Raw genomic sequence first — 20,116 nt, forward strand, 5'->3', positions numbered from 1 at the left:
CCTGTCTACGCGATCGAATCCAGGGCGCGGCGGAAGTCGGCACACAGGTCCTCGGCGCCTTCGAGTCCGCACGACAGTCGGACCGTTCCCTCGCCGATACCGGCCGCCGCCAGCTCGGCGGGCAACAGCCCGACATGGGTGGTCGATGCCGGATGGGTGAGCAGGGTCTCGGGTCCACCGAGCGACGTGGCCAGCTGCGCCAGTTCGACACGTTCGACGAGATGTCGGCCCGCGTCGCGCCCACCGGCCAGGTCGAAGGTGATCAACCCGCCGGGCTGTTCCAGTTGCCGCTGGGCGAGCGCGAACTGCGGGTGCGAGGGCAGGCCGGGGTAGAACACGCGGTCGATGGCCGGATGGGCTTCGAGCATCGCGGCCAGCACCCGCGCCGTCTCGGTCTGCTGGCGGATGCGCACCGCCAGCGTACGGATGCCGCGCAGCCCGTTGAGCGCATCGAAGGGCGACGCCACTGCACCGTGCAGGATCGCAAAGCCGCGGATCCAGGCGAGCAGCTCCTCGCTGCCCGACACGACGCCGAGGATCGCGTCGTTGTGACCGGCGATCGACTTGGTCGCGGAATGCACGACGAGGTCCACGCCGTACTCGAGCGGACGCTGCACCACGGGCGGGGCGAACGTGCCGTCGACCACCGTCATCGGGCCCTTGATCGCGCCGAATCGCTCGAGGTCGACCAGCGCCAGCTTCGGGTTGGCCGGCGTCTCTGCGAAACACAACGTCGTCTTGCCGGGGATGATCGCGGCGTCCCACGCGTCGGGATCGGTGCCGTCGACGAAGGTGACGTCGATGCCGAAGCGCGGACAGACGGCCTGGAAGAGGAGCTGCGTGTGGGAGTAGAGCTGTGACTGGGCGACGATGTGATCACCCGACGAGCACAAGCCGAGGACGACCGCGCTGATCGCGCCCATGCCCGAGGCGAACGCCCGGCAGGACTCGGCCCCTTCGAGGTCGGCCATCGCATTCTGGAAGTCGGCGACCGTGGGGTTCGAGTGGCGGCCGTAGAACTTCGGCATCGTGATGTCGGTCGCGAACCGGTGGGCCTCCTCCACTCCCCCGGCCACGAAGGTGCTGCTGGCCCACAGCACGGGCGCCAACGCCGTGTCGTTGTGGACACGGCCCGACCGGATGGCTCGGGTGGCAGCGCTGTACTTCGGTGAATCTTCGGTCAACGTGACTCCTCGGCGGTGGCGACGGTGCGGGCGATCAACGGGCCGAGCGACGCGGATTCCAGCAGGAACCCGTCGTGGCCCTGCGGGCTGTCGATGACGTGGTACTCGCTCGTACCACCGGCCGCCTCGACGCCGGCGTGGATGAGTGCCTGCTGGTAGGGCGGGTAGAGAATGTCGGACGTGATCGATGCCGTGAGCACCGGCATGCGGAGGCGACCGAGCGCTGCGGCGACGCCGCCGCGCCCCCGCCCGATGTCGTGGAGATCCATGGCCTTGCTCAGCACCAGGAACGAGTTCGCGTCGAACCGACGCACCAACTTCTGTCCGTGGTGATCGAGATAGGACTCGACCTCGAAGCGACCCCACTGGTCGAACTCTCGACGCTTGTCGTGATGGGCCCGGCCGAAACGTTCGTCGAACACCTCGGTGGTGCGATAGGTGATCTGCGAGATCTCCCGGGCGAGGGCGAGGCCGGCCCACGGCCCCTTGCCGGGCGGCGCGTCGTAGTAGTGACCGCCGGCCCAGTTCGGGTCGTTGACGATGGCCATGCGTTCGACCGCGCTGAAGCTGATCTGCTGCGGGCTGGCCGCCGCACAGGTGGCGATGGGGATCAGGGTGTCGAGACGATCAGGGAACATCGCCCCCCACTCGAGCACCTGCATCCCACCCATCGAACCGCCGACGACGGCGAGCCAGCGGTCGATGCCGAGGCGGTCGGCGAGGCGCCGCTGGGCCCGGACGACGTCGCGCATGGTGATCTGCGGAAAGGTGGCGCCGTAGCGCACGTCGGTGCCGGGAACGAAGCTCGCCGGTCCGGTGCTGCCCTGACAACCGCCGAGCACGTTGGCGCACAGCACGAACCATCGGTTCGTGTCGAGCGCCTTGCCCGGGCCGATCAGGTTGTTCCACCAGCCGTCGCTCAGGTGGCCCGGCGAGATCGAACCCGCGGCATGCGAGTCGCCGGTCAGGGCGTGGCACACCAGCACCGCGTTCGACGCGTCGGCGTTGAGTTCACCCCAACTCTCGTAGGCCATGACCACTTCATCGATGCGGCCCCCGCCCTCTAGGGCAAACGGACGCCCATCGGTGACCGTGACGAATCGACGATTTCCCGCAGGGGCGCCGGGGGTCCAGGCGCCGGAGGCGGGCAGGTCGTCGGCGAAGCGCGAGTGCGGATCGAATGCGAGAGGTTGAGGCTCGGTGTGGTCCAACGAACTTGCCTTCGGGAGTTCTTCCTCGGAGCCCAGTGGCGATGGTGGAACCACGACACTTTGTTGCCCACGCAGTTCCGTGGGCCACATCCCCGCCGCAGCGGGTGGGCACCTTGGGTGTCTCTCCCAGGTTGCCGGGCCCAGAGTGTGACCTCTGAACCGCTCTGAATGTTGCTGCGCACCCTATCGGTCGGGAAGTCGCCTTCGCCACCATTCGAGGATGTCGACCCGGTCGTCGAGCCCGTAAGCCGCCAGCGTCAGGCGGCCGATGGCCACCAACTCCTCCACGGAAGGGCTGTCGCCGACGGCCTCCACCGCCGCGGCGGCCGCGTCCCAGGCCGGACCCGGTGCAGGCAGCGGCAACCCACCGATCGCCTGCGCGCTCACCCGCATGGCGTCGGCCGAGAGAGCAGAGCCCGCGGCATCGTGCAGGAGCAGCAACGACGCAACCGGCGAGGTGAGGGCCGCGGCCAGGTGGGCCAGCGACGGCGCGGTGGCGAGAGGTTCGACCGCGATCACCGGCGTGCACGGCACGAGGTCGCCGCGGGCGTCGATGGCCGCCTCGATCACCCGGGTCTGGCTCGCCACCACCAGCTTCGGGACCAGTCGGTTGGCCACCCACTGGCGGATGGCCGGGTCCACCGCGTCGATGTCGACGACGGGACGCCGCCACTGTTGCTTGTCGAAGCGGCACGTCGTGGTGCCCCACCGGCACGTGAGCGGATCGATCAGGCCCGACGTGACCAACCGTGGCCCGAGCGCGGCGTCCCCGTCCACCGCCTCGGCCACTGCGCCACGCAGGCCGTAGAACTGATCGCGGAACCCGGCGGTGACGAGGGCGACATCGGCCAACGTGGTGCCTCGAGCGAGATCGGCCGCGGTGATCTGCGGCGTGTCGGTCAGCAGCAGCGACGCCCATGATCCGGACGTCACCGGCGGGTGCGTCGCCTCCACCCGGGCCGGCACGCCACGGCGCCGTTGGACCGGCCCGCCCGCGATGCCCTTCTGCAGCACCAGCGTCACCGTGTCGACCGCGGCGGCGAACTGGCGGCCACCGTCGACCCAGAGGCCGACGGGCGGGGCGTCGTGGGCGAGACGGGCGCGCACCGGGGCGGCGTCGCGGGCGGAGAGCATTGACGAGGGCTGCACCAGCGCCACCACTCCCCCGGCGGTGACCGCGTCGGTGCCGGCGAGGAGGAACGCCGCGGCATCGTCGACATAGCCGGTCAGCTCCGGCCTCCGGGCGACCAGCGACGCCCGTCGACTCGTGTCGCGGCCGGTGCGGTCGCGCAACTGCGACAGGAACGGCGGGTTGCCGAGGACATGCGACGCCGGGCCGAACGGCCACGGCTCGGCCAACGCGTCGGCGACGACGAGTGAGCCCGCCGGGATGGGGGCGCCGCCCGACCACAGCTGGAGGGCGGCGGCGGTGGTGGCGACGGCGAGCGGGTCGAGATCGAGCCCCCGCACCTGTCGGACCCGGTCGGCGGGGTCGCCGTCGAGGAATTCGCACACCGCGAGGAGAAAGACGCCGCCGCCGACCGCGGGGTCGACGACGACGCTCTCGGAATCGAAGGGGCGACACGAGGCGGCGAAGTCGACGAGCGTCGACGCCATGGCCGGGGTGGTGTGATGCACTCCTCCCCGACGGCGGTCGCCGGACGACAGAAGCTGCTCCCGCACGAGACCCGGCAGCCACGGGCCCCCATCACGCAGGATCGAGCGCTCGGCGGCGACGGCCGCCACCGCAGGGTCCGCGGGTACCGCGACGTCGTCGACGACGAGGCCGACGTCGACGCCCGTGGCGTGTGCCACCCGCGCGACCACGGCCGCGAGTGCGCCCGCGTGGTTCTCGGGATCAGCTGCGGCGACCCACGATTGGAGTGTGGCCGCGACCCGAGGATCAGTCGGCGAGAGGATCCCAGCCGGCCAGGTCGTTGAGCCGCTCATCGTTCGAGAACATCTCGGTGAGGGGCTGGATCACGTCGATGCGCTTCTGGAGGCGCTTGATGTCGAGCTCCTCGTCCCACATGGACAGCGTGACGACGAGACCGGTGGACCCGGCGCGGGCGGTGCGGCCGGCGCGGTGCAGGTAGGTCTTGTGGTCCGACGGCGGGTCGTACTGGATCACGATGTCGACCTCGTCGACATGGATGCCTCGGGCCGCCACATCGGTGGCCACGAGCGCCTCGAGCTTGCCCTCGCTGAAATCACGGAGCGACTTCTCGCGGCTGGTCTGGCGGAGATCGCCGTGGATGGGCGCGGCCTTGACGCCGAAGTCCTCGAGGTCGCGGGCGAGGCGATCGGCCATCGCCTTGGTGCGGGTGAACATGATGGTGCGGCCGGCGGACCGTGAGATGGCAGCGGCGACCTTGGGCTTGTCCATCTTGTGGACGGCGATGAACCGATGGGTCATCTCGTCGACGGTGACGTCGTCGCTCGCGACCTCGTGCATCGACGGGTCGTGCTGGTAACGCCGGATCAGGGTGTTGACGGCGCCGTCGAGCGTGGCGGAGAACAGCAGGGTCTGGCGGTCGTCGTCGACGTTGCGCAGGATCCACTCGACCTGGGGCAGGAACCCCATGTCGGCCATGCGGTCGGCTTCGTCGACGATCACGTGGGCGACCGCCTCGACAGAGACGGCCTTTCGTTCGATGAGATCGATCATGCGGCCCGGGGTGGCGACCACGAGGTCGATGCCCTTGTCGAGGCGTTCGATCTGCTTCTCGATGGGCGCACCGCCGTAGATGGCGAGGGCTCGACGGCCGACCGCCTGGGCGACCGGTTCGAGCTCCTCGGTGACCTGGTTGGCCAGCTCACGGGTGGGCACGAGCACCAGACCGGTGGGCCGGTTGGGCTCGGCTTTGGCCATGCGCTGGAGGACGGGCAGACCGAACGCGAGTGTCTTGCCCGAGCCGGTCTTGGCCTTGCCGCAGACATCGCGGCCGGCGAGGGCGTCGGGAATGGTGAGGGCCTGGACGGGGAAGGGCGACGTGATGCCTCGCTCGTGGAGGACATCGACGATTTCGTCGCTCAAGCCCAGTGCCGCAAAGGATTCCGGGAGGGGGGCGGTTTCTGACATCGAGAGGCCAAGGGTACCCGGATGGCAGGCTGGGGCGGTGGCCCGCCTACGCAAGGACCAAGCCGAAGCTCTCCTGACATCGCTCGATTCGGCGACCTCGGGTCCGCTCGAGGAGATCACCGTCATCCGCGAGCAGTTGACCATCGCCCTGCGCGTCGTGCTCGACCGCGACGGCGACTGGTCCTCTCTCGTCCCGGCCGCCGCGGTCGCCGGCGGATGGACCGACGACCACACTGCCCTCCTGGCCTCCGCCGACACCCCGGAGCTGGCGTCCGACGCCGAGGCGGTGCTCTGGGCGATGTGGGATCTCGTGACCCAGCTCAGCGAGGAGCGCTCGCTCAACCCCTGATGCGACCGTCGCTCACCTCGGTGCCCTCGGCGGCCAGGCGCGCGGCCTGTTCCGCCTCGTGGCCGGCCAGCAGCTTCCCGCTGGCGCTGACCACCCGCCACCAGGGGAAGACCCCGTCGGAGCGTCGCAGGACCGAACCGACCGCGCGGGCCGCACCGGGGAAACCCGCCTCGACCGCGACCTCGCCGTAGGTCACCAGATCGCCGGGCCCGAGCCGATCCAACACGGCGCCGACCGCCCGCTCGAAATCGGTCCACTCCTGACGGTCGTCCGCGAGCACGGAGCCGACCGTTCAGGCTCGCGCCGACAGCCGCACGACCGGGAGTGGATCATCCAGGCCCGGCAGATCCCGCGAGCCGGCGGGCTCGACCCGGGTGCTGCCCATGAGCCGCTCCCCGGCTTCGACCACGGCGAGCACCTCGTGCGACGCGGCCTCGTCGCACAACCGGGCGGCGATGTTCACGGCGTGACCGATGTAGTCGTCGCCCTCGAACAGGATGACCGGCCCGACCGAGATACCGGCCCGCAGCGGTAGTGGCGTGTCGGCAGCGCTGATCCGCTTCTCGATGTCGACGACCGCTTCGACGACCGGCTCGGTCTCCACGCCGACGAGCATCGCCCCGTCGCCCAGCCACTTCGCGATCCGTACGCCGCGCGACGACGAGGCCTCGCGCACTGCGACCCGGAACTGGCGCAACACGTCGACCGCATCGTCATCGCCGCGATCGTTGGTGTAGGCGGTGAAGCCCGAGAGATCGATGAATGCAAAAGTCCGGACGACTCGCGTCGTTGCGACAGGTGTCTCAGTCACAACGTCAACCTAGTGTTCGGACCGACACCGACCGGACACCCGCCCCGAGGATCCGCCCATGCACGCATTCGAACAGGTCACCGAGTGGCCTCAGGTCGACCGGGTCGCCGCCGCGATCGTCGCCGCCGACGGCTCCGTGGAGCGCTTCGGGCCCACCGACGAACCGTTCGCCCTGGCATCGATCAGCAAGCTCTTCACTGCGATGGCGGTCCTCGTAGCGCACGAGGAAGGCACGCTGCCGCTCGACGAGATCGTCACCCCGGGAACCAGTGCCACTGACGAAGGCGCGACGGTCGCCGATCTGCTGGCCCACAGCGGCGGGATCGCCCCCGACGAGCCGGCGCCGATGACCCTGCCCCGGACCCGGCGGATCTACTCGACCGCCGCCTACGACATGCTCGCCGATCGCCTGGCCGAACGGGCCGGGATCGAGTTCTCCACGTACCTCCACGAAGCCGTCGCCGAACCACTGGCGCTGACCAGCACCCGCCTCGACGGGTCGGCGGGCGCGGGGATGCATGCGTCGGTCGACGATCTCGTTCGTCTCGCGGCCGCCTGGACCACCCCGTTGCTGGTCGATCGGACCACGCTCGACCGCGCAACCCGGCCCCATCTGCCCGAGTTGGCCGGGGTGCTCCCCGGTTTCGGCCGCCAGGACCCGAACCCATGGGGGCTCGGTCCCGAGATCCGTGGCCACAAGCAGCCCCACTGGACCGCACCGCAGAACTCGCCCGGCACATACGGACATTTCGGCCAGACCGGCACGATGCTCTGGATCGACCCCGAGGTCGACATCACGGCGATCGTCCTCACCGATCGCCCGTTCGGACCGTGGGCCGCCGACACGTGGCCGGTGTTCTCCGCCGCCGTGTTGGCCGGTCACGGGAATGGGCCGAACGACCCAGGCGGATGAGCCGTACGGCAGCCCGTGCTCAGTTCGGGCGGGTGGGTGCCGATGGAGATCCCATGGATCCAGCCTTGTCGAGGCGCGTGCTCGGAGCGACGTGAACGAACGCCGTAACCCCATGGCCATGGCGCGGGCGCGCCACGCCCTTCTGCAGGCCGGCCTCGACTCGACCGTCTCGCTGGAGCCCGCCAGCAGCGTCACCAACGAGGTGTGGCTCACCCCCACCCACGTGGTCAGGGTGAACCGACGGCCGAACCAGCGACTTCGACGAGAGGCGATTCTCGGCCCGAGTCTTCCCGACGAGATCGGCTACCCGATGGTCGTCGCGTACGGCGGTCGGATGGGCGCGGACTATCTCGTGCTCAAGCGGATCGAAGGCAAGCCGCTGGCCCACTGGTGGCCCTCGATGGAACCCACCCAACGACGCGAGGCCGTACGCCAGCTGGCGGCGAAGCTGCGGCGGCTCCACCACACGCCCGGGCCCGCCGATTTGCCGGCCATCGATGCCCCGCAGATGCTGCGCGACGAGACGCTCTCACCGGTGATGTCACTGCTCGTCGCCCTGGACCAGGCCCGATCGCTCGCCCACGTCGACCGCGGATTGATCGACGATGTCGAGCGGATGGTGTTCGACCTCACACCGTCGATCGAGCCGTTCGTGAGCGAGTTCCTCGTCCACGGTGATCTCACCTTCGAGAACGTGTTGTGGAACGGCGAACGCATCACCGCCATCCTCGACTTCGAATGGGCTCGCACCGCGCCGGCCGACGTCGACCTCGACGTCTTCCTGCGCATGTGTTGCCTTCCGCAGCTCCACGTCGGCGACGACCTGGTGCCGCACACCCGACCGGCCGACTATGCCGACATTCCCTGGTGGCTTCGCGAGGACTATCCGGAACTCTTCGACGTGCCCCGGCAGTTCGACCGCCTGCGGCTCTACGCGATCGCGTACGACATCCGTGATCTCACGATGTTCCCGCCGCCGGCGCCGGCGTCCCGGCTCAACGAACACCACTCGCTGAACCGGCTACGACGCACCATCGTCGGGAACAGCCACCTCGACCGGCTCGACGCCGGCGCCAGCACCCTTTGACGGGTCCTCGTCGCCGCTGACAGGGCGGCCGCGCAACAGCAGATACGCACCGGCCACCACGATGCCGATGATGCTCATCCAGATGTTGATCCGTACGCCACCGATCTCGGTGGCCTCGTCGATCCGCACCGTCTCGAGCCAGAGCCGAGCGCTGAGATAGCCGACCACGTAGACGGCCAGCAGGGCGCCGGTGCGCAGCCGCTTGGTGGTGCCCAGCCAGATGAGGAACACCACGAGCCCGAGGTTCCACAGGGCTTCGTAGAGGAAGGTCGGGTGAAAGGTCGTGACGTCGGGGTACTCGTCGGGCCGGTACTCGGGATCGATCTCGACCGCCCACGGGAGATCGGTCGGCCCGCCGAACAGTTCCTGGTTGAACCAGTTGCCGATGCGGCCGATCGCCTGGGCCAGCGGCAACGCCGGGGTGGCAGCATCGAGCATCTTCGACCGGTCGTAGCCCTCGCGCCGGATCACCCACAGCGCCATCAGGACGCCCCCCGCGATGCCGCCCGGGATGCCGAGCCCGCCCTCCCAGATCTTGAACACTTCGACGATCCCATCGTCGAAGCGCCAGTCCGTGAAGACGTGGTACACCCGCGCGCCGACGAGCCCGGCGGGCACCGCCCACATCGCGATCGTGGCGACGTCGTCCGGGTCGCCGCCAACTGCGGCCCAACGTTTCTGCGCGAGCCACACCCCGGCGAGCACACCGAACGCGATCGCCAGACCGTAGGCCCGCAAGCTGAGTGGACCGAGTTCGATCGCCTCACTCGGTGGACTGGGGAAGGACGCGAGGGTCAGCGACGCGAAGCTCATTCGAATGGAACCCTATTCGGTCAGGAAGCGCGCGTGGGCCGCGGCGAGTTCGGGTCCGAGGTCGGTCACCCCGGCTCCCATGCCCGGCACCCGGGCCATCCGGTTCGCCGCGAAGAAGCGGGCCATGACCGCTCGGTCGGCGGCATCGGGTTCGTCGGCGGCGTCGGCCGAGAGGGCGCCGGCGATCAGGGTCTCGCCGCCGGTGGTGACCGCGAGCATCTCGAGATAGCTGGTCGCCCCGGGCAGGACGGCGGCCGGCGCGGTGGCGCCGACGTCGAGGAGCCAGGAGGTCGCGGCGTCGAGGGCATCGACGGCTGCGGTGAGGTGGGCGGCGGCCGGCGCCAGCGACGCCATCTCGGCCGCACGGGTGGCCGTGGACCTCATCGAGGCGAGATGCCGGCGGATCACGTCGCCACCGTCCATCGGCACCTTGCGACCGACCAGATCGATCGCCTGGATGCCGTTGGTGCCCTCGTAGATCGGGGTGATGCGGGCATCCCGGAAGTGCTGCGCGGCGCCCGTTTCCTCGATGTAGCCCATGCCGCCGTGGATCTGCACGCCGAGACTCGTGATCTCGCAGGCGAGATCGGTCGACCACGCCTTGGCCAGCGGCGTGAACAACGCTGCCATGGCGGCGCCGTCGTTCCGGTCGGCCTCGGTGGCACCGTGCTCGCTCTTGTCGGTGGCCGCCGCCGTGCGATAGCAGAGCCCGCGGATCGCGGCCGTGCCCGACCGCATGTCGAGCAGCATCCGCTGGACATCGGGATGGTCGACGATGGGCGACGGTGACGAGGGGTCGGCCCCGGCGGCGCGGCCCTGACGTCGTTCGTTCGCGAAGGTCCGGGCCTGCTGATATGCCCGCTCCGACACGCCGACGCCCTCGAGGCCGACGGCGAGACGGGCGTTGTTCATCATCGTGAACATCACCCGCATGCCCTGACGTTCCTCGCCGAGAAGCCAGCCGGTGGCCCCGCCGTTGTCACCGAATGCCATGACACAGGTGGGGCTGGCGTTGATGCCGAGCTTGTGTTCGATGGACACGCACTGGACATCGTTGCGTTCGCCCAACGAGCCGTCGTCGTCGACCAGGAACTTCGGGACGACGAAAAGGCTGATGCCCTTGGTGCCGGGTGGTGAGTCCGGCGTGCGGGCCAGCACGAGGTGAACGATGTTCTCGGTCATGTCGTGCTCGCCCCACGTGATGTAGATCTTCTGACCGGTGATGCGCCACGAACCGTCGTCGTTGGGCACCGCCTTGGTGGTGAGCGCACCCACATCGGAGCCCGCCTCGGGCTCGGTCATGTTCATCGTGCCCGTCCATTCGCCGAGCACCATGTGACGCAGATACGTCTCCTTCTGCTGTTCGGTTCCGTAGTGGAGCAGGGCGTCGATCGCCCCCTGGGTGAGCATCGGACAGAGCGAGAACGCCAGGTTCGCCGAGGTCATCATCTCCTGCAGCGAGAGGTTGACGAGCCACGGGAACCCGCCACCGTCGTAGGCGGACGGGAAGCCGACCGTGCTCCATCCGGCCTCGACATAACGCTGATAGGCCTCGTCGAAGCCCGGCGGGACCGTGATGGTGCCGTCGTCGTTGCGAACGGACCCGATCTGGTCGCCCACACGGTTCAGTGGCGCCACGACCTCTTCGAAGAATCGGCCCGCCTCGTCGAGCAGACCCTCGACGGTGGCCGAGTCGCTGTGCTCGAACCCGTCGAGCGCAGCCACCTCCTCGAGACCGGCCACGTGGCGTAGCGCGAAACGGATGTCGTCGATGGGGGCTCGATAGTCAGACACGATTCGAGGCTAGCCACTGCGTCCGGCATCCAGATCCAGGCCGAGGCGCACGGCGCGAATCGAATTGATCTCGGCGCCGAGCAACAGGCCCATCGACATCAGGTACAGCCAGAAGAGAAGGCTGATGGCCCCGCCGAGCAGACCAAAGATCGCGTTGGCGCCGGAACTGGCCACCGAGAGGTAGGTGCTGAACCCGACAGACACGGCCGACCACCAGACGGCGGCGATCACCGCGCCGGGAATCTCCGAGCGCCAGGGCGACGTGTGGTTCGGCGCAACGTGGTAGAGGCTCGCCGCCCACAGCACCAGCACCACGAACACGACCGGCCACCGCAGCCAGTCCCACATGGTGCCGACGACCGCCGGGATCCCGAGGTCCGACGCCAGCTCGCTGCCCTCGCCGAACAGCGGGCCGACCACGATCAGGGAGAGCACGAGGGCCGCCACGATCACCGTCATCAACGTCAGGCCGAAACCGACGAGGCGGGTCGACCACCAGCTGCGGTGATGACCGTGGTCGTATGCGACGTCGAGCGCCCGCACCACCGCGGTGAAACCCCGGGAGGCGGCGTAGACGGCGATCACTGCACCGACCGTGAGGGCGCTGCCGTTGCTTCCGTCGAAGAGGTCGCGCACGGTGTTCTCGAGACTGTTGTCACCTCCGAAGATGCCGACCATCTGGTCGACCAACCAGGTCTCGACATCGGCCGCCGTGTTCTCGCCGATGATCGCGTCAGCCGATCCGAGGGCTGCGGCCAGGGCAACCACGGCCGGGAAGAAGCCGAGCAGGGCGAAGAACGCGATCTCCGCCGCCAGTCCGCCGACGCGGTCCTTGGACCACTCGTCGACGAGTTCCTTCACCGCCGCGAAGGACCAGTCCCACGCGTCGCGCAACCTCGACCGAGCGTCGAGTACCTCAGGCAAGGATCTCGACCGGGGTCCCGACCGGCACCGTCTCGGCCAGCGCGGCCACGATGTCGTTGGGAATCCGGATGCAACCGTTGGAATGGGCCCCGCCCATCAGCTCGGGGCGGTTCGTGCCGTGGATGGCGATCACAGGGATACCGCCTCCGAACGTCTCGAGCGCTTCGGAGAAACCGGACAGGCTCAAGATGTCGGGCCCGTAGGCACTGCCCTCCCATTTCTCGACGAAGTCGTTCACGAAAAACCTCCCCACCGGCGTCGGCGTCGTCGGCGTCCCGATGACGACCGAGGTCTCGGCCACCACCTCTTCACCGTTCCACACTGTCAGCGCCCGCGCCGTCAGGTCGACCTCGGCCCGAAAACGATGGGACGTGACCTCGGCGTCCTCGGTCCGGATCCAGGCCTCGGTGCCGTTCGGCCGCACCGGAACCTGCACCCGTAGCCATCGGCCGTCAGCGGTGCGATCGGTGACCATGAGGGCGAGGGGGTTGCCGAAGTACGTCGGGTTGGTGATGGCGAACTCCAGCCGGGCCGGTTCGCCGTCGGGCTCGACGAAGAGCGCCAACGTGGTCACCTCGTCCACGATGTTGGCCACGAACGTCTCGTACGGGTCGACGGGGACGGTCGTGGCCGGCGCCGCGGTCGTCGTGGTCTCCACCGTGCTGGTGGGTGCGACCGCCCTGGGTGCAGGGCTGGTGGGGGCAGGGCTGGTGGCCGGCGGCTCGGCCTCGGTGCCGCAGGCGGCCAGAACGACGGCGAGCGCCAGCGCGAGCGCGACGAATCGGCGGAGCAGGTTCGGCACAGTGTCCATCGTAAGGATCATCGGCACCGACCATCGCCGGGTGAACCCTCACCGCCGTGCACCTCCTACGCTGGGCCGGGCATGACCGAGGTTCGCAGCCACTCCGCACTCGACTTTCCCCTGGCGATGTTGCAGGAGGCCAAGGGCGATCACACGATCTCGGTGTGCATCCCCGCCCGTAACGAGGAAGCGACGGTCGGCACGATCGTCGGGGCCATCCACGATCACCTCGCGTCCAACGGCCACACCTTCGTCGACGAGATCCTGGTCATCGACGACCGCAGCGACGACGACACCGCCGCCGTCGCGACCGCCGAGGGAGCGACCGTCGTGCAGGTCGCCGACATTCTCCCGGAGTGTGGCCCGGGCCGGGGCAAGGGCAACGTGCTCTGGAAGAGCGTCGCGGCGTGCACGGGCGATCTCATCGTGTGGATCGACGCCGACCTCACGTCGTTCACACCCGCGTGTGTCACCGGTCTGGTGGGCCCATTGCTCACCGACCCGGCCGTGGCAATGGTCAAGGGCTACTACGAGCGACCCGAGATCGGCGGTACCGGCGGGGGCCGCACCACCGAACTGATGGCCCGACCGCTCCTCGCCACCCTGTTCCCTCACCTCACCTCGGTGCGCCAGCCGCTCGGCGGCGAGTACGCGGCCCGGCGGGACATCCTCGAGCAGGTGCCGTTCAGCATGGGCTACGGCGTCGAGACCGGCCTCCTGATCGACATTGCGGCGCGAGTCGGCGTCGAGCGACTCGCCCAGGTCGACCTCGGCGTTCGCGTCCATCGCAACCGACCGCTCCACGAGCTGTCGGTGCAGGCGATGGAAATCCTCCACGTGGCCCTGCGCCGAGCGGAGGTCGAGTGGCAGCCGGAGTGGAGTCAGGTCCTGTTGCGCCCCGATCTGGCCCCGGTCGAGGTCATGGTCGACGAGCGCCCACCGCTCGCGTCATTGGCGGAGTACCGGCGCTAGCGCCAGACTCGTCCCCGACCGGCACACGGCCGGCCTGAAGGGGACGACATGGGACGTTGGACGCGAGAAGAACTCGAGCAGGAGTTCGACAAGTACCAGGCGAGGGCGCTCGAGGCAGCCACCTCGCACGACTGGCGTGCGTGGGCCGACCAGTTCACCGAGGACGCCACCTACATCGAGCATCACTACGGCACGATCGGTGGACGCGAAGCGATCTACCAATGGATCCAGACGACCATGGACACATGGCCGAACAACGAGATGATCTACTTCCCCATCGACTGGTACACCGTCGACGAGGACAAGGGCTGGATCATCTGCCGTGTGTGGAACCGCTTCGCCGACCCGGGTGACGGGTCGATCCACCAGGAAGCCAACATCACGATCCTGCACTACGCGGGCAACGGCAAGTGGAAGTACGAGGAGGACGTCTACAACCCGCAGCACTTCGGCGACATGGTGAAGGGATACCTGAAGCGAAAGAAGGAACTCGAGTCCGACGACTGACAGACTCGATCGATGAAACCTGCGCAACGGCGGCGACTCGACCGGTTCTGGATCCTCCTGTTCGGGGCGACGCTCGGCCTCGTCGCCGTGGGTGCCGCGTTCGCCGGCGACACGGAGCGCATCGGCGCCTACTGGGCCCATGCCCACATCGACGCCGACGGCCGAGCGCAGGTCACCGAGGTCATCGACTACGACTTCGGCTCCAACCCCCGCCACGGTCTGCTGCGCCAGATCCCCGACGTGCGGCCGTCGACACCGTTCACCGTCGACTCCCCCACCGCGCCGGATCAGTTCGAGGTGCTCGCGTGGTGGCTGGGCTCCGAGATCCGGGTCGGTGATCCCTACTCCACCATCAGCAATCGCCACCGCTACACGCTCGGCTACCCCCACGGCGGCCTCGTCACCGGTCAGGGTCTCGGGTGGAACGCGGTCGGCGACGGCTGGAGCGTGCCGATCGGTGACGTGGAGATCCACGTCACGTCCGACCGTGAGCTGAACGACGTGAGGTGCGACACCGGGGTCGCGGGCGACACCGGCGGTTGTGCGGCGGAGGTGGTCGGACCCGGCCACCTCGTCGTCCGTCACGACAAGCTCGAGGCCGCCCGCTTCCTGACGGTGTGGGCCACCCTCGGCGACCCGGTCGCCCCGGCCGCCGTGACACCACCGACGGGGCCCGCGCCCGATCCCGGTGCGGGGTGGAAGGCGCCGGGCCTGATCGCCGCGTTGACGCTCCTGCTCGGCGCCGCCGTCACCTCGCCGCTGATTCGGCGAGCAGGACGGGAATGGGTGTGGGACGGCGGCACGGTCGACGCCGCCTTCGGCCCCGACCAGCCCGCCGCGGCCACGACCCGGCTGGTGGACCACGACGAACTGCAGTCGATGACCACGATCGAGTTCGAGCCCCCGCGAGACCTGAGCGCGGCCATGGGCGGGGTGATCCATCTCGAGCGGGTGCACGACGACCACAAGACGGCGTGGCTGCTCGAGGCGGCCATTCGCGAGGAGATCGTCCTCGATTCCGACGACGACGATCCGTCGATCAGTAGGGGCACCGCCGAACCCAACCACGCCGTGGGCCAGATCCTCGATTCGATGTTCGGCGGCGACAGCGTGATCAGCCTCGAGAAGTACAACCCGTCGTTCGCCGGAGGCTGGACGACGCTCGGCAGCGAGCTGGACAAGTGGCGGGAGTCGAGTGGCCTGTGGGACGAGCGTGGACGGCGCCGTCGCGTTCAGTCGATCCTCGTCGGCATCCTCGCCCTCGTCGCCGGCACCGCCATGGTCGCGATCGGCTCGGCGATGTCGAACCGCACCGGCGAAGCCTGGTATCCGCTCATCGCCGTGGGTGGCGCCGTCACCGGGCTGGGCGTCGCCGGGCTGGTCCGCTCGTGGGAGCTGCGCGTGCGCACCGCCGAGGGTTCGGGCGCGTGGATCCGGATCGAGTCGTTCCGGCGGTTCCTGCACGACTCCGAGGCCGAACACGTCGAACGGGCCGCCGACATGGGTCTCCTGCGCCAGTACACCGCCTGGGCAGTCGCGCTCGGCGAGGTCGACCGCTGGGAGAAGGCCGTCGAGGCGGCGGCCGCCGTGCCCGGGTCGTCGATCAGCGGCTACCACGACATGCACTTCGTTGCCGCGGCACCGGCCATCGCCCATGCCGTTTCCACTGCCTCGACCGCACCGTCGTCGTCCGGTGGTGGCGGCGGTGGTGGAGCCGGCGGCGGTGGAGGCGGCGGTGGCGGCGGCTCCTGGTGAGTCGACCCGGGTCCTAGGCTGCGCCCATGGTCGAGATCGCCGCCCGACGGCGCATTCGCGACGCCCGAAGCGACGCATGGGGGCGATTCCGCATCGGCGTGGCCTTCCTCGGCCTCGTGTTGGTCGCCGGCACGGTCGGCTACATCGCGCTCGGACTCGATCCGTTCGACGCCGTCTACCAGACCGTCATCACCGTCTCGACCGTCGGCTATCGCGAGATCGGCGACACCGGCGAGATCGACGACCTGTATCAGGCCTTCACCATCATCCTGATCCTCTTCGGCACCGGCACCGTGCTCTACACCCTCGGTCTGCTCCTCGGAATTCTCTTCGAAGGCCAGCTCGACGACCAATTTCGGAGGCAACGAATGCAACGGACCATCGACCATCTCGAAGGCCACGTCATCGTCTGCGGCTACGGCCAGGTCGGACGTGCCATCGTCGCCGAAATGCACCGAGCCGGACGTGAGGTCGTGATCGTCGACCGCAAGGCCATCAGCCTCGACGTGCTGCCCGACGGCATCGATGCCGTCGAGGGCGAAGCAACCGAGGACGACGTCCTCGCCCAAGCCGGCCTCGATCGAGCCGGCACCCTCGTCGTGGCGCTCGACAGCGACGCCGACACCCTCTTCGTCGCCCTCACTGCTCGTTCACAGAACGAGGGTCTCTTCATCGTGGCCCGGGCCAACAGTGCCGGCGTGCTGGCCAAGCTCGAACGGGTGGGAGTCGACCGCGTCGTGAACCCCCACGAGATCGGCGGTTCACGGATGGCCGCGTTGGTGCTCCAGCCGGAGGTGACCGACTTCCTCGACGTCGTCATGCACGACCGCGAACTCGAGGTCCGTATGGCCGAGGTCCTGGCGACGCCCACCGGCCGATTCGTGGGCAAGACCGTCGATCACCTCGACGACGACGGCCCGTCGGCGACCCTGGTCGCGGTGCGCCGCGAGGGCCGGTTCGTCACGAACCCGCCCGGCGACATGATCGTCGAGTCCGGCGACATCCTGATCGTCCTCGGCACCGAGGAACAGATCCAGGCAATGGCGTAGCACGGTGCAACGCAATGCGCCGGTGCGAACCGTGGTCGCCGGCGTCGGCGTGGGTGCGTTCGCGCTGCTCGTCGGCATCGCCCTCACGACGGGCGACGACGGCTCGCCGGCCGCGATAAGGCTCGTCTGGCCCGATCCCCCCGACGGCATCGAACTCCTCGACGCCGACGACGTCACCCTCGTCGACGACGGCCCAGGAGTGTCCCAGGGTCTCCTGTTCGGCGCCGGGACCGACGACGATCCGTTCGCCGACGGAGACCTGCTGCTCGCCACCTTCGATGGCGGTGAGATCGAGGACCTTGATGGCTTGGGTGATCCGATCACCGTGCGTGGACACGCCGGGGCTGCTGTGGCGCCGCAGGGACCGAACGTTCCTGCCTCGATCATCTGGGCGGAGAACGAATCTTTGTCTGTGATGCTCGCGAGCCGCAGCTACGACACGCTTCAGCTCATCGACATCGCCGAATCGCTCACCTTCGACGGCCATCTGGCCTCGCTTGCCGACACCGACGGGCTCGACCTGTTGGTCGACAACGACCTCCTCGCCTTCGGGTCGTACTCGGTCGGCGCCAAACGGTCGATCGTCTCCTACGGCCGTACCGACGACGAGTCCACGAGCGTGACCGTTCGCGCCGCTCCGGGCGATCCTTCAGGCCTCCTTGGCGCTCGCTACTTCGCCGGCGGTGGAGAGCCCGTGACCGTTCGGGGCGAGCAGGGATGGCTCGTCGCCGACGACGAAGATGCCGGGTTCGGTTTCGACGGAAACGCCGTGGTTTGGCTGGCCGACGGCGTGATCTTCACCGTGCGAACCACCGGGGATCTCGACCCGGCGGCCCTCGCCGAGCAACTCGAGGGGATCGACGACAAAGCGTGGAGGAAACTGGTCGACGAGTTCGGGCAACCCTGAGATCGGCCGCTAGGGCTCGACGATGCCGAACACGCCGCTGAAGGTATCGAGCGCGCCAAGGAAGGTCCGCACCGGGGCCTCGTGATCGATGGTCACGTCGGCGGCAGCGATGAAGCCGTCGACATCGATCTCGCCTCGCAGCAGCTCGGCGACCCTGGCCTTGGTGGCCGTCACCGTCGCCGCTGCGGCCGGGTCGGTCGTCGACGGCCGATGGTGGATCGCACAGTTGTCGATGCCGATCACGTGATCTTTCTCGTCGGCCAGATCGGTGAAACGCCAGTTCATCGTGAACCGCTCGCCCTCGAGCTGCTCGGCGATCAGCCGCACCCCGATCACCTCGACGAGCATCGACACGTCGAGTTCGTCGGTCACCGCCCGCATCCCGATCCCGAGCCCCTTGCTCCCGGTCCGCAGCTCGCTGGCACCCATCAGGTAGGAGTCGCGCCACGGGCCCGACTCGGACTGGTACGCCAGCTGTTCGAAGCTGTCGGCCTGGAGCAAACGGGCGGCCTCGTTGTCGGGTTCGGCGAACACGAGATGGTTGAGCAGCTCGCACACCCAGCGATAGTCGCCGTCGTCGAAGGCGGTCCGGGCCAGCGCGAGCACCTTGTCGGCGCCTCCCATCGCGGCGACGTAGCGCGCCCCGCTCGCCTCGGGCGGGTGCGGGTGGAGGTTGGCCGGGTTGCCGTCGTACCAGCCGAGATAGCGCTGGTAGATGGCCTTCGAGTTGTGGCTGACCGTGCCGTAGTAGCCGCGGGTGTGGCCCTGGGCGGTGAAGCACTCGGGCGCGGTGAGGTCCTCGGCGATCTCCCTCGGCGTCATGCCGTGGTTGGCCCGACGCATGGTCTGGTCGTGAAGCCAGCGATACATGTCGCGCTGCTGTTCGAGGTACCGGCGGGCGTCGTCGTTGCCGAAACGGGGCCAGTTGTGGGTGGAGAACATCACGTCCATGCCGTCGGCAAAGAGGTCGATGGCCTCCTGGATGTACTTGCTCCAGCTGAGCGTGTCTCGGGCCTGGGCACCCCGGAACGGGAGCGCGTTGTGCATCGTGTGGGTGCAGTTCTCGGCGATGCAGAGGGCGCCGTGGTCGGGGAACATGAAGTTCATCTCGGCCGGGGCCTCGGTGCCCGGCGTGTTCTGGAACACCACCCGCACCCCGTCGATGGTCAGCTCGGTGCCGGTCAGCGAGATCTCCTCGGTGGGCGCGAGCAGGTCCGAGGCGGCACGAGGGATGGCCTTGCCGAGACCACAGTCGATGTGCCCGGTCGGGCCGACCGGCAACAGCATGCCGAACTGGTAGAAGGCCCGCCGCGCCATGGCGGGACCGGCGATGATGTTCTCCGCCACCGCCTCGGCCATGAAGCCCTCGGGAGCAAGGATGCGGACGTCACCGCGGGCGACGGCCTCGTGATCGGTCACGCCCAGGATCCCGCCGTAGTGGTCCGTGTGGCTGTGGGTGTAGATCACCGCGGTGACGGGTCGTTCGCCGAGCGTCGCGTTGGCCAGGTCGAGACAGGCCCGGGCGGTGAACGACGTCGTCAGCGGGTCGATGATCACCCACCCGTCGTCTCCCCGGATGAACGTGATGTTCGAGATGTCGTAGCCCCGGGCCTGCCACACCCCGTCGGCCACTTCGAAGAGTCCGTGGATCGCGTTCAGGCGACCGTGACGCCACAGGCTCGGGTGCACCGTCGCCGGCGGGGTCGCCTCGTCGCGCAGGAAGTCCCACTCATTGACGTTCCAGGCCGGCCCGATCGGACCGTCGATGATGCCGGTGTCGTGAGTGGCGATCAGGCCCCGCGTCGCCCGCTCGTGATCCCCCGCATCGTCGAGCCTCAGCGCCGCCGCATGCGCGGCGTTCACCGCGGCCGTGTGCGCGGATGCGGGCTTGGGCTGGCGCGGGTCATCACTCATGCCGGAAGTATTGCCCAGGGCCACCACCGTCGCCGAGGTGCG

19 protein-coding genes and 1 riboswitch are annotated in these 20,116 nt (G+C 68.9%); of the genes, 8 read left to right on the top strand and 11 right to left on the bottom strand.

Annotated features, from left to right (window positions below; genetic code table 11):
- Nucleotides 1-5: 5 nt before the first annotated feature.
- From RIB98_05150 to RIB98_05165, 4 genes are all read right to left on the bottom strand, one after another.
- Nucleotides 6-1,184, bottom strand: coding sequence for a PLP-dependent aspartate aminotransferase family protein (locus RIB98_05150; protein MEQ8840343.1), 1,179 nt, complete (start codon nt 1,182-1,184; stop codon nt 6-8).
- Entirely contained in the window at nt 1,181-2,395 is a 1,215-nt protein-coding gene (locus tag RIB98_05155; protein ID MEQ8840344.1) for a homoserine O-acetyltransferase, read from the bottom strand. The genes RIB98_05150 and RIB98_05155 overlap by 4 nt, the downstream gene beginning before the upstream one ends.
- A 49-nt stretch (nt 2,396-2,444) precedes the next feature.
- Nucleotides 2,445-2,572: riboswitch (SAM-I-IV-variant riboswitch) on the bottom strand.
- Nucleotides 2,573-2,578: 6 nt separating this feature from the next.
- Nucleotides 2,579-4,345 carry an N-6 DNA methylase gene (locus RIB98_05160; GenBank protein MEQ8840345.1) on the bottom strand — a complete coding sequence of 589 codons (1,767 nt, stop codon included), beginning with the start codon at nt 4,343-4,345 and terminating at the stop codon, nt 2,579-2,581.
- Nucleotides 4,299-5,432 (bottom strand): DEAD/DEAH box helicase, encoded by a 1,134-nt coding sequence (locus tag RIB98_05165; GenBank protein ID MEQ8840346.1) that lies wholly within the window; start codon nt 5,430-5,432, stop codon nt 4,299-4,301. The genes RIB98_05160 and RIB98_05165 overlap by 47 nt, the downstream gene beginning before the upstream one ends.
- A gap of 82 nt (nt 5,433-5,514) precedes the next feature.
- On the opposite strand from RIB98_05165, the gene RIB98_05170 reads away from it, so the two are divergent.
- Nucleotides 5,515-5,826: a hypothetical protein gene (locus RIB98_05170; GenBank protein MEQ8840347.1), complete on the top strand. Its 312-nt coding sequence runs from the start codon at nt 5,515-5,517 to the stop codon at nt 5,824-5,826.
- Here the strand turns inward: RIB98_05170 and RIB98_05175 are convergent.
- Together RIB98_05175 and RIB98_05180 are read right to left on the bottom strand one after the other, a co-directional pair.
- Nucleotides 5,816-6,106, bottom strand: a complete 291-nt coding sequence (locus RIB98_05175; GenBank protein MEQ8840348.1) for an MGMT family protein — start codon at nt 6,104-6,106, stop codon at nt 5,816-5,818. The two genes, RIB98_05170 and RIB98_05175, sit on opposite strands and share 11 nt — an antisense overlap.
- 12 nt (nt 6,107-6,118) lie before the next feature.
- The gene (locus RIB98_05180) at nt 6,119-6,637 is read right to left on the bottom strand and encodes an adenylate/guanylate cyclase domain-containing protein (protein ID MEQ8840349.1); all 519 of its coding nucleotides are present in this window, start codon (nt 6,635-6,637) and stop codon (nt 6,119-6,121) included.
- Between the two features lie 58 nt (nt 6,638-6,695).
- Here RIB98_05180 and RIB98_05185 point away from each other — a divergent pair, with 58 nt between their 5' ends.
- Both RIB98_05185 and RIB98_05190 read left to right on the top strand, forming a co-directional pair.
- On the top strand, nt 6,696-7,550 hold the full coding sequence (locus tag RIB98_05185; protein MEQ8840350.1) for a serine hydrolase domain-containing protein: 855 nt from the start codon (nt 6,696-6,698) through the stop codon (nt 7,548-7,550).
- A gap of 91 nt (nt 7,551-7,641) precedes the next feature.
- The gene (locus RIB98_05190) at nt 7,642-8,637 is read left to right on the top strand and encodes an aminoglycoside phosphotransferase family protein (protein ID MEQ8840351.1); all 996 of its coding nucleotides are present in this window, start codon (nt 7,642-7,644) and stop codon (nt 8,635-8,637) included.
- Here RIB98_05190 and lgt read toward each other — a convergent pair.
- Genes lgt through RIB98_05210 form a run of 4 tightly spaced genes read right to left on the bottom strand, consistent with a single transcriptional unit; the run spans nt 8,572 to nt 12,979 of the window.
- Nucleotides 8,572-9,450, bottom strand: a complete 879-nt coding sequence (lgt, locus tag RIB98_05195) for a prolipoprotein diacylglyceryl transferase (protein ID MEQ8840352.1) — start codon at nt 9,448-9,450, stop codon at nt 8,572-8,574. The two genes, RIB98_05190 and lgt, sit on opposite strands and share 66 nt — an antisense overlap.
- A 12-nt stretch (nt 9,451-9,462) precedes the next feature.
- The gene (locus tag RIB98_05200; GenBank protein MEQ8840353.1) at nt 9,463-11,244 is read right to left on the bottom strand and encodes an acyl-CoA dehydrogenase family protein; all 1,782 of its coding nucleotides are present in this window, start codon (nt 11,242-11,244) and stop codon (nt 9,463-9,465) included.
- Between the two features lie 9 nt (nt 11,245-11,253).
- Nucleotides 11,254-12,138: a YihY/virulence factor BrkB family protein gene (locus RIB98_05205; GenBank protein MEQ8840354.1), complete on the bottom strand. Its 885-nt coding sequence runs from the start codon at nt 12,136-12,138 to the stop codon at nt 11,254-11,256.
- Between the two features lie 22 nt (nt 12,139-12,160).
- Nucleotides 12,161-12,979, bottom strand: a complete 819-nt coding sequence (locus RIB98_05210) for a L,D-transpeptidase (GenBank protein ID MEQ8840355.1) — start codon at nt 12,977-12,979, stop codon at nt 12,161-12,163.
- 72 nt (nt 12,980-13,051) lie between these two features.
- Here RIB98_05210 and RIB98_05215 point away from each other — a divergent pair, with 72 nt between their 5' ends.
- The 5 genes from RIB98_05215 to RIB98_05235 are packed head-to-tail and all read left to right on the top strand — an operon-like array spanning nt 13,052 to nt 18,160.
- Entirely contained in the window at nt 13,052-13,942 is an 891-nt protein-coding gene (locus RIB98_05215; protein ID MEQ8840356.1) for a glucosyl-3-phosphoglycerate synthase, read from the top strand.
- Nucleotides 13,943-13,990: 48 nt separating this feature from the next.
- Entirely contained in the window at nt 13,991-14,449 is a 459-nt protein-coding gene (locus RIB98_05220) for a nuclear transport factor 2 family protein (GenBank protein MEQ8840357.1), read from the top strand.
- A gap of 12 nt (nt 14,450-14,461) precedes the next feature.
- Nucleotides 14,462-16,204 carry a DUF2207 domain-containing protein gene (locus RIB98_05225; protein ID MEQ8840358.1) on the top strand — a complete coding sequence of 581 codons (1,743 nt, stop codon included), beginning with the start codon at nt 14,462-14,464 and terminating at the stop codon, nt 16,202-16,204.
- 26 nt (nt 16,205-16,230) lie between these two features.
- Nucleotides 16,231-17,253 carry a potassium channel protein gene (locus tag RIB98_05230; GenBank protein ID MEQ8840359.1) on the top strand — a complete coding sequence of 341 codons (1,023 nt, stop codon included), beginning with the start codon at nt 16,231-16,233 and terminating at the stop codon, nt 17,251-17,253.
- Between the two features lie 4 nt (nt 17,254-17,257).
- The gene (locus tag RIB98_05235; GenBank protein ID MEQ8840360.1) at nt 17,258-18,160 is read left to right on the top strand and encodes a hypothetical protein; all 903 of its coding nucleotides are present in this window, start codon (nt 17,258-17,260) and stop codon (nt 18,158-18,160) included.
- Nucleotides 18,161-18,169: 9 nt separating this feature from the next.
- Here the strand turns inward: RIB98_05235 and RIB98_05240 are convergent, their stop codons facing one another.
- On the bottom strand, nt 18,170-20,074 hold the full coding sequence (locus tag RIB98_05240; protein MEQ8840361.1) for an alkyl sulfatase dimerization domain-containing protein: 1,905 nt from the start codon (nt 20,072-20,074) through the stop codon (nt 18,170-18,172).
- Between the last annotated feature and the right edge of the window lie 42 nt (nt 20,075-20,116).

It is taken from the genome of Acidimicrobiales bacterium (assembly GCA_040219515.1).
Taxonomy (GTDB): domain Bacteria; phylum Actinomycetota; class Acidimicrobiia; order Acidimicrobiales; family Aldehydirespiratoraceae; genus JAJRXC01.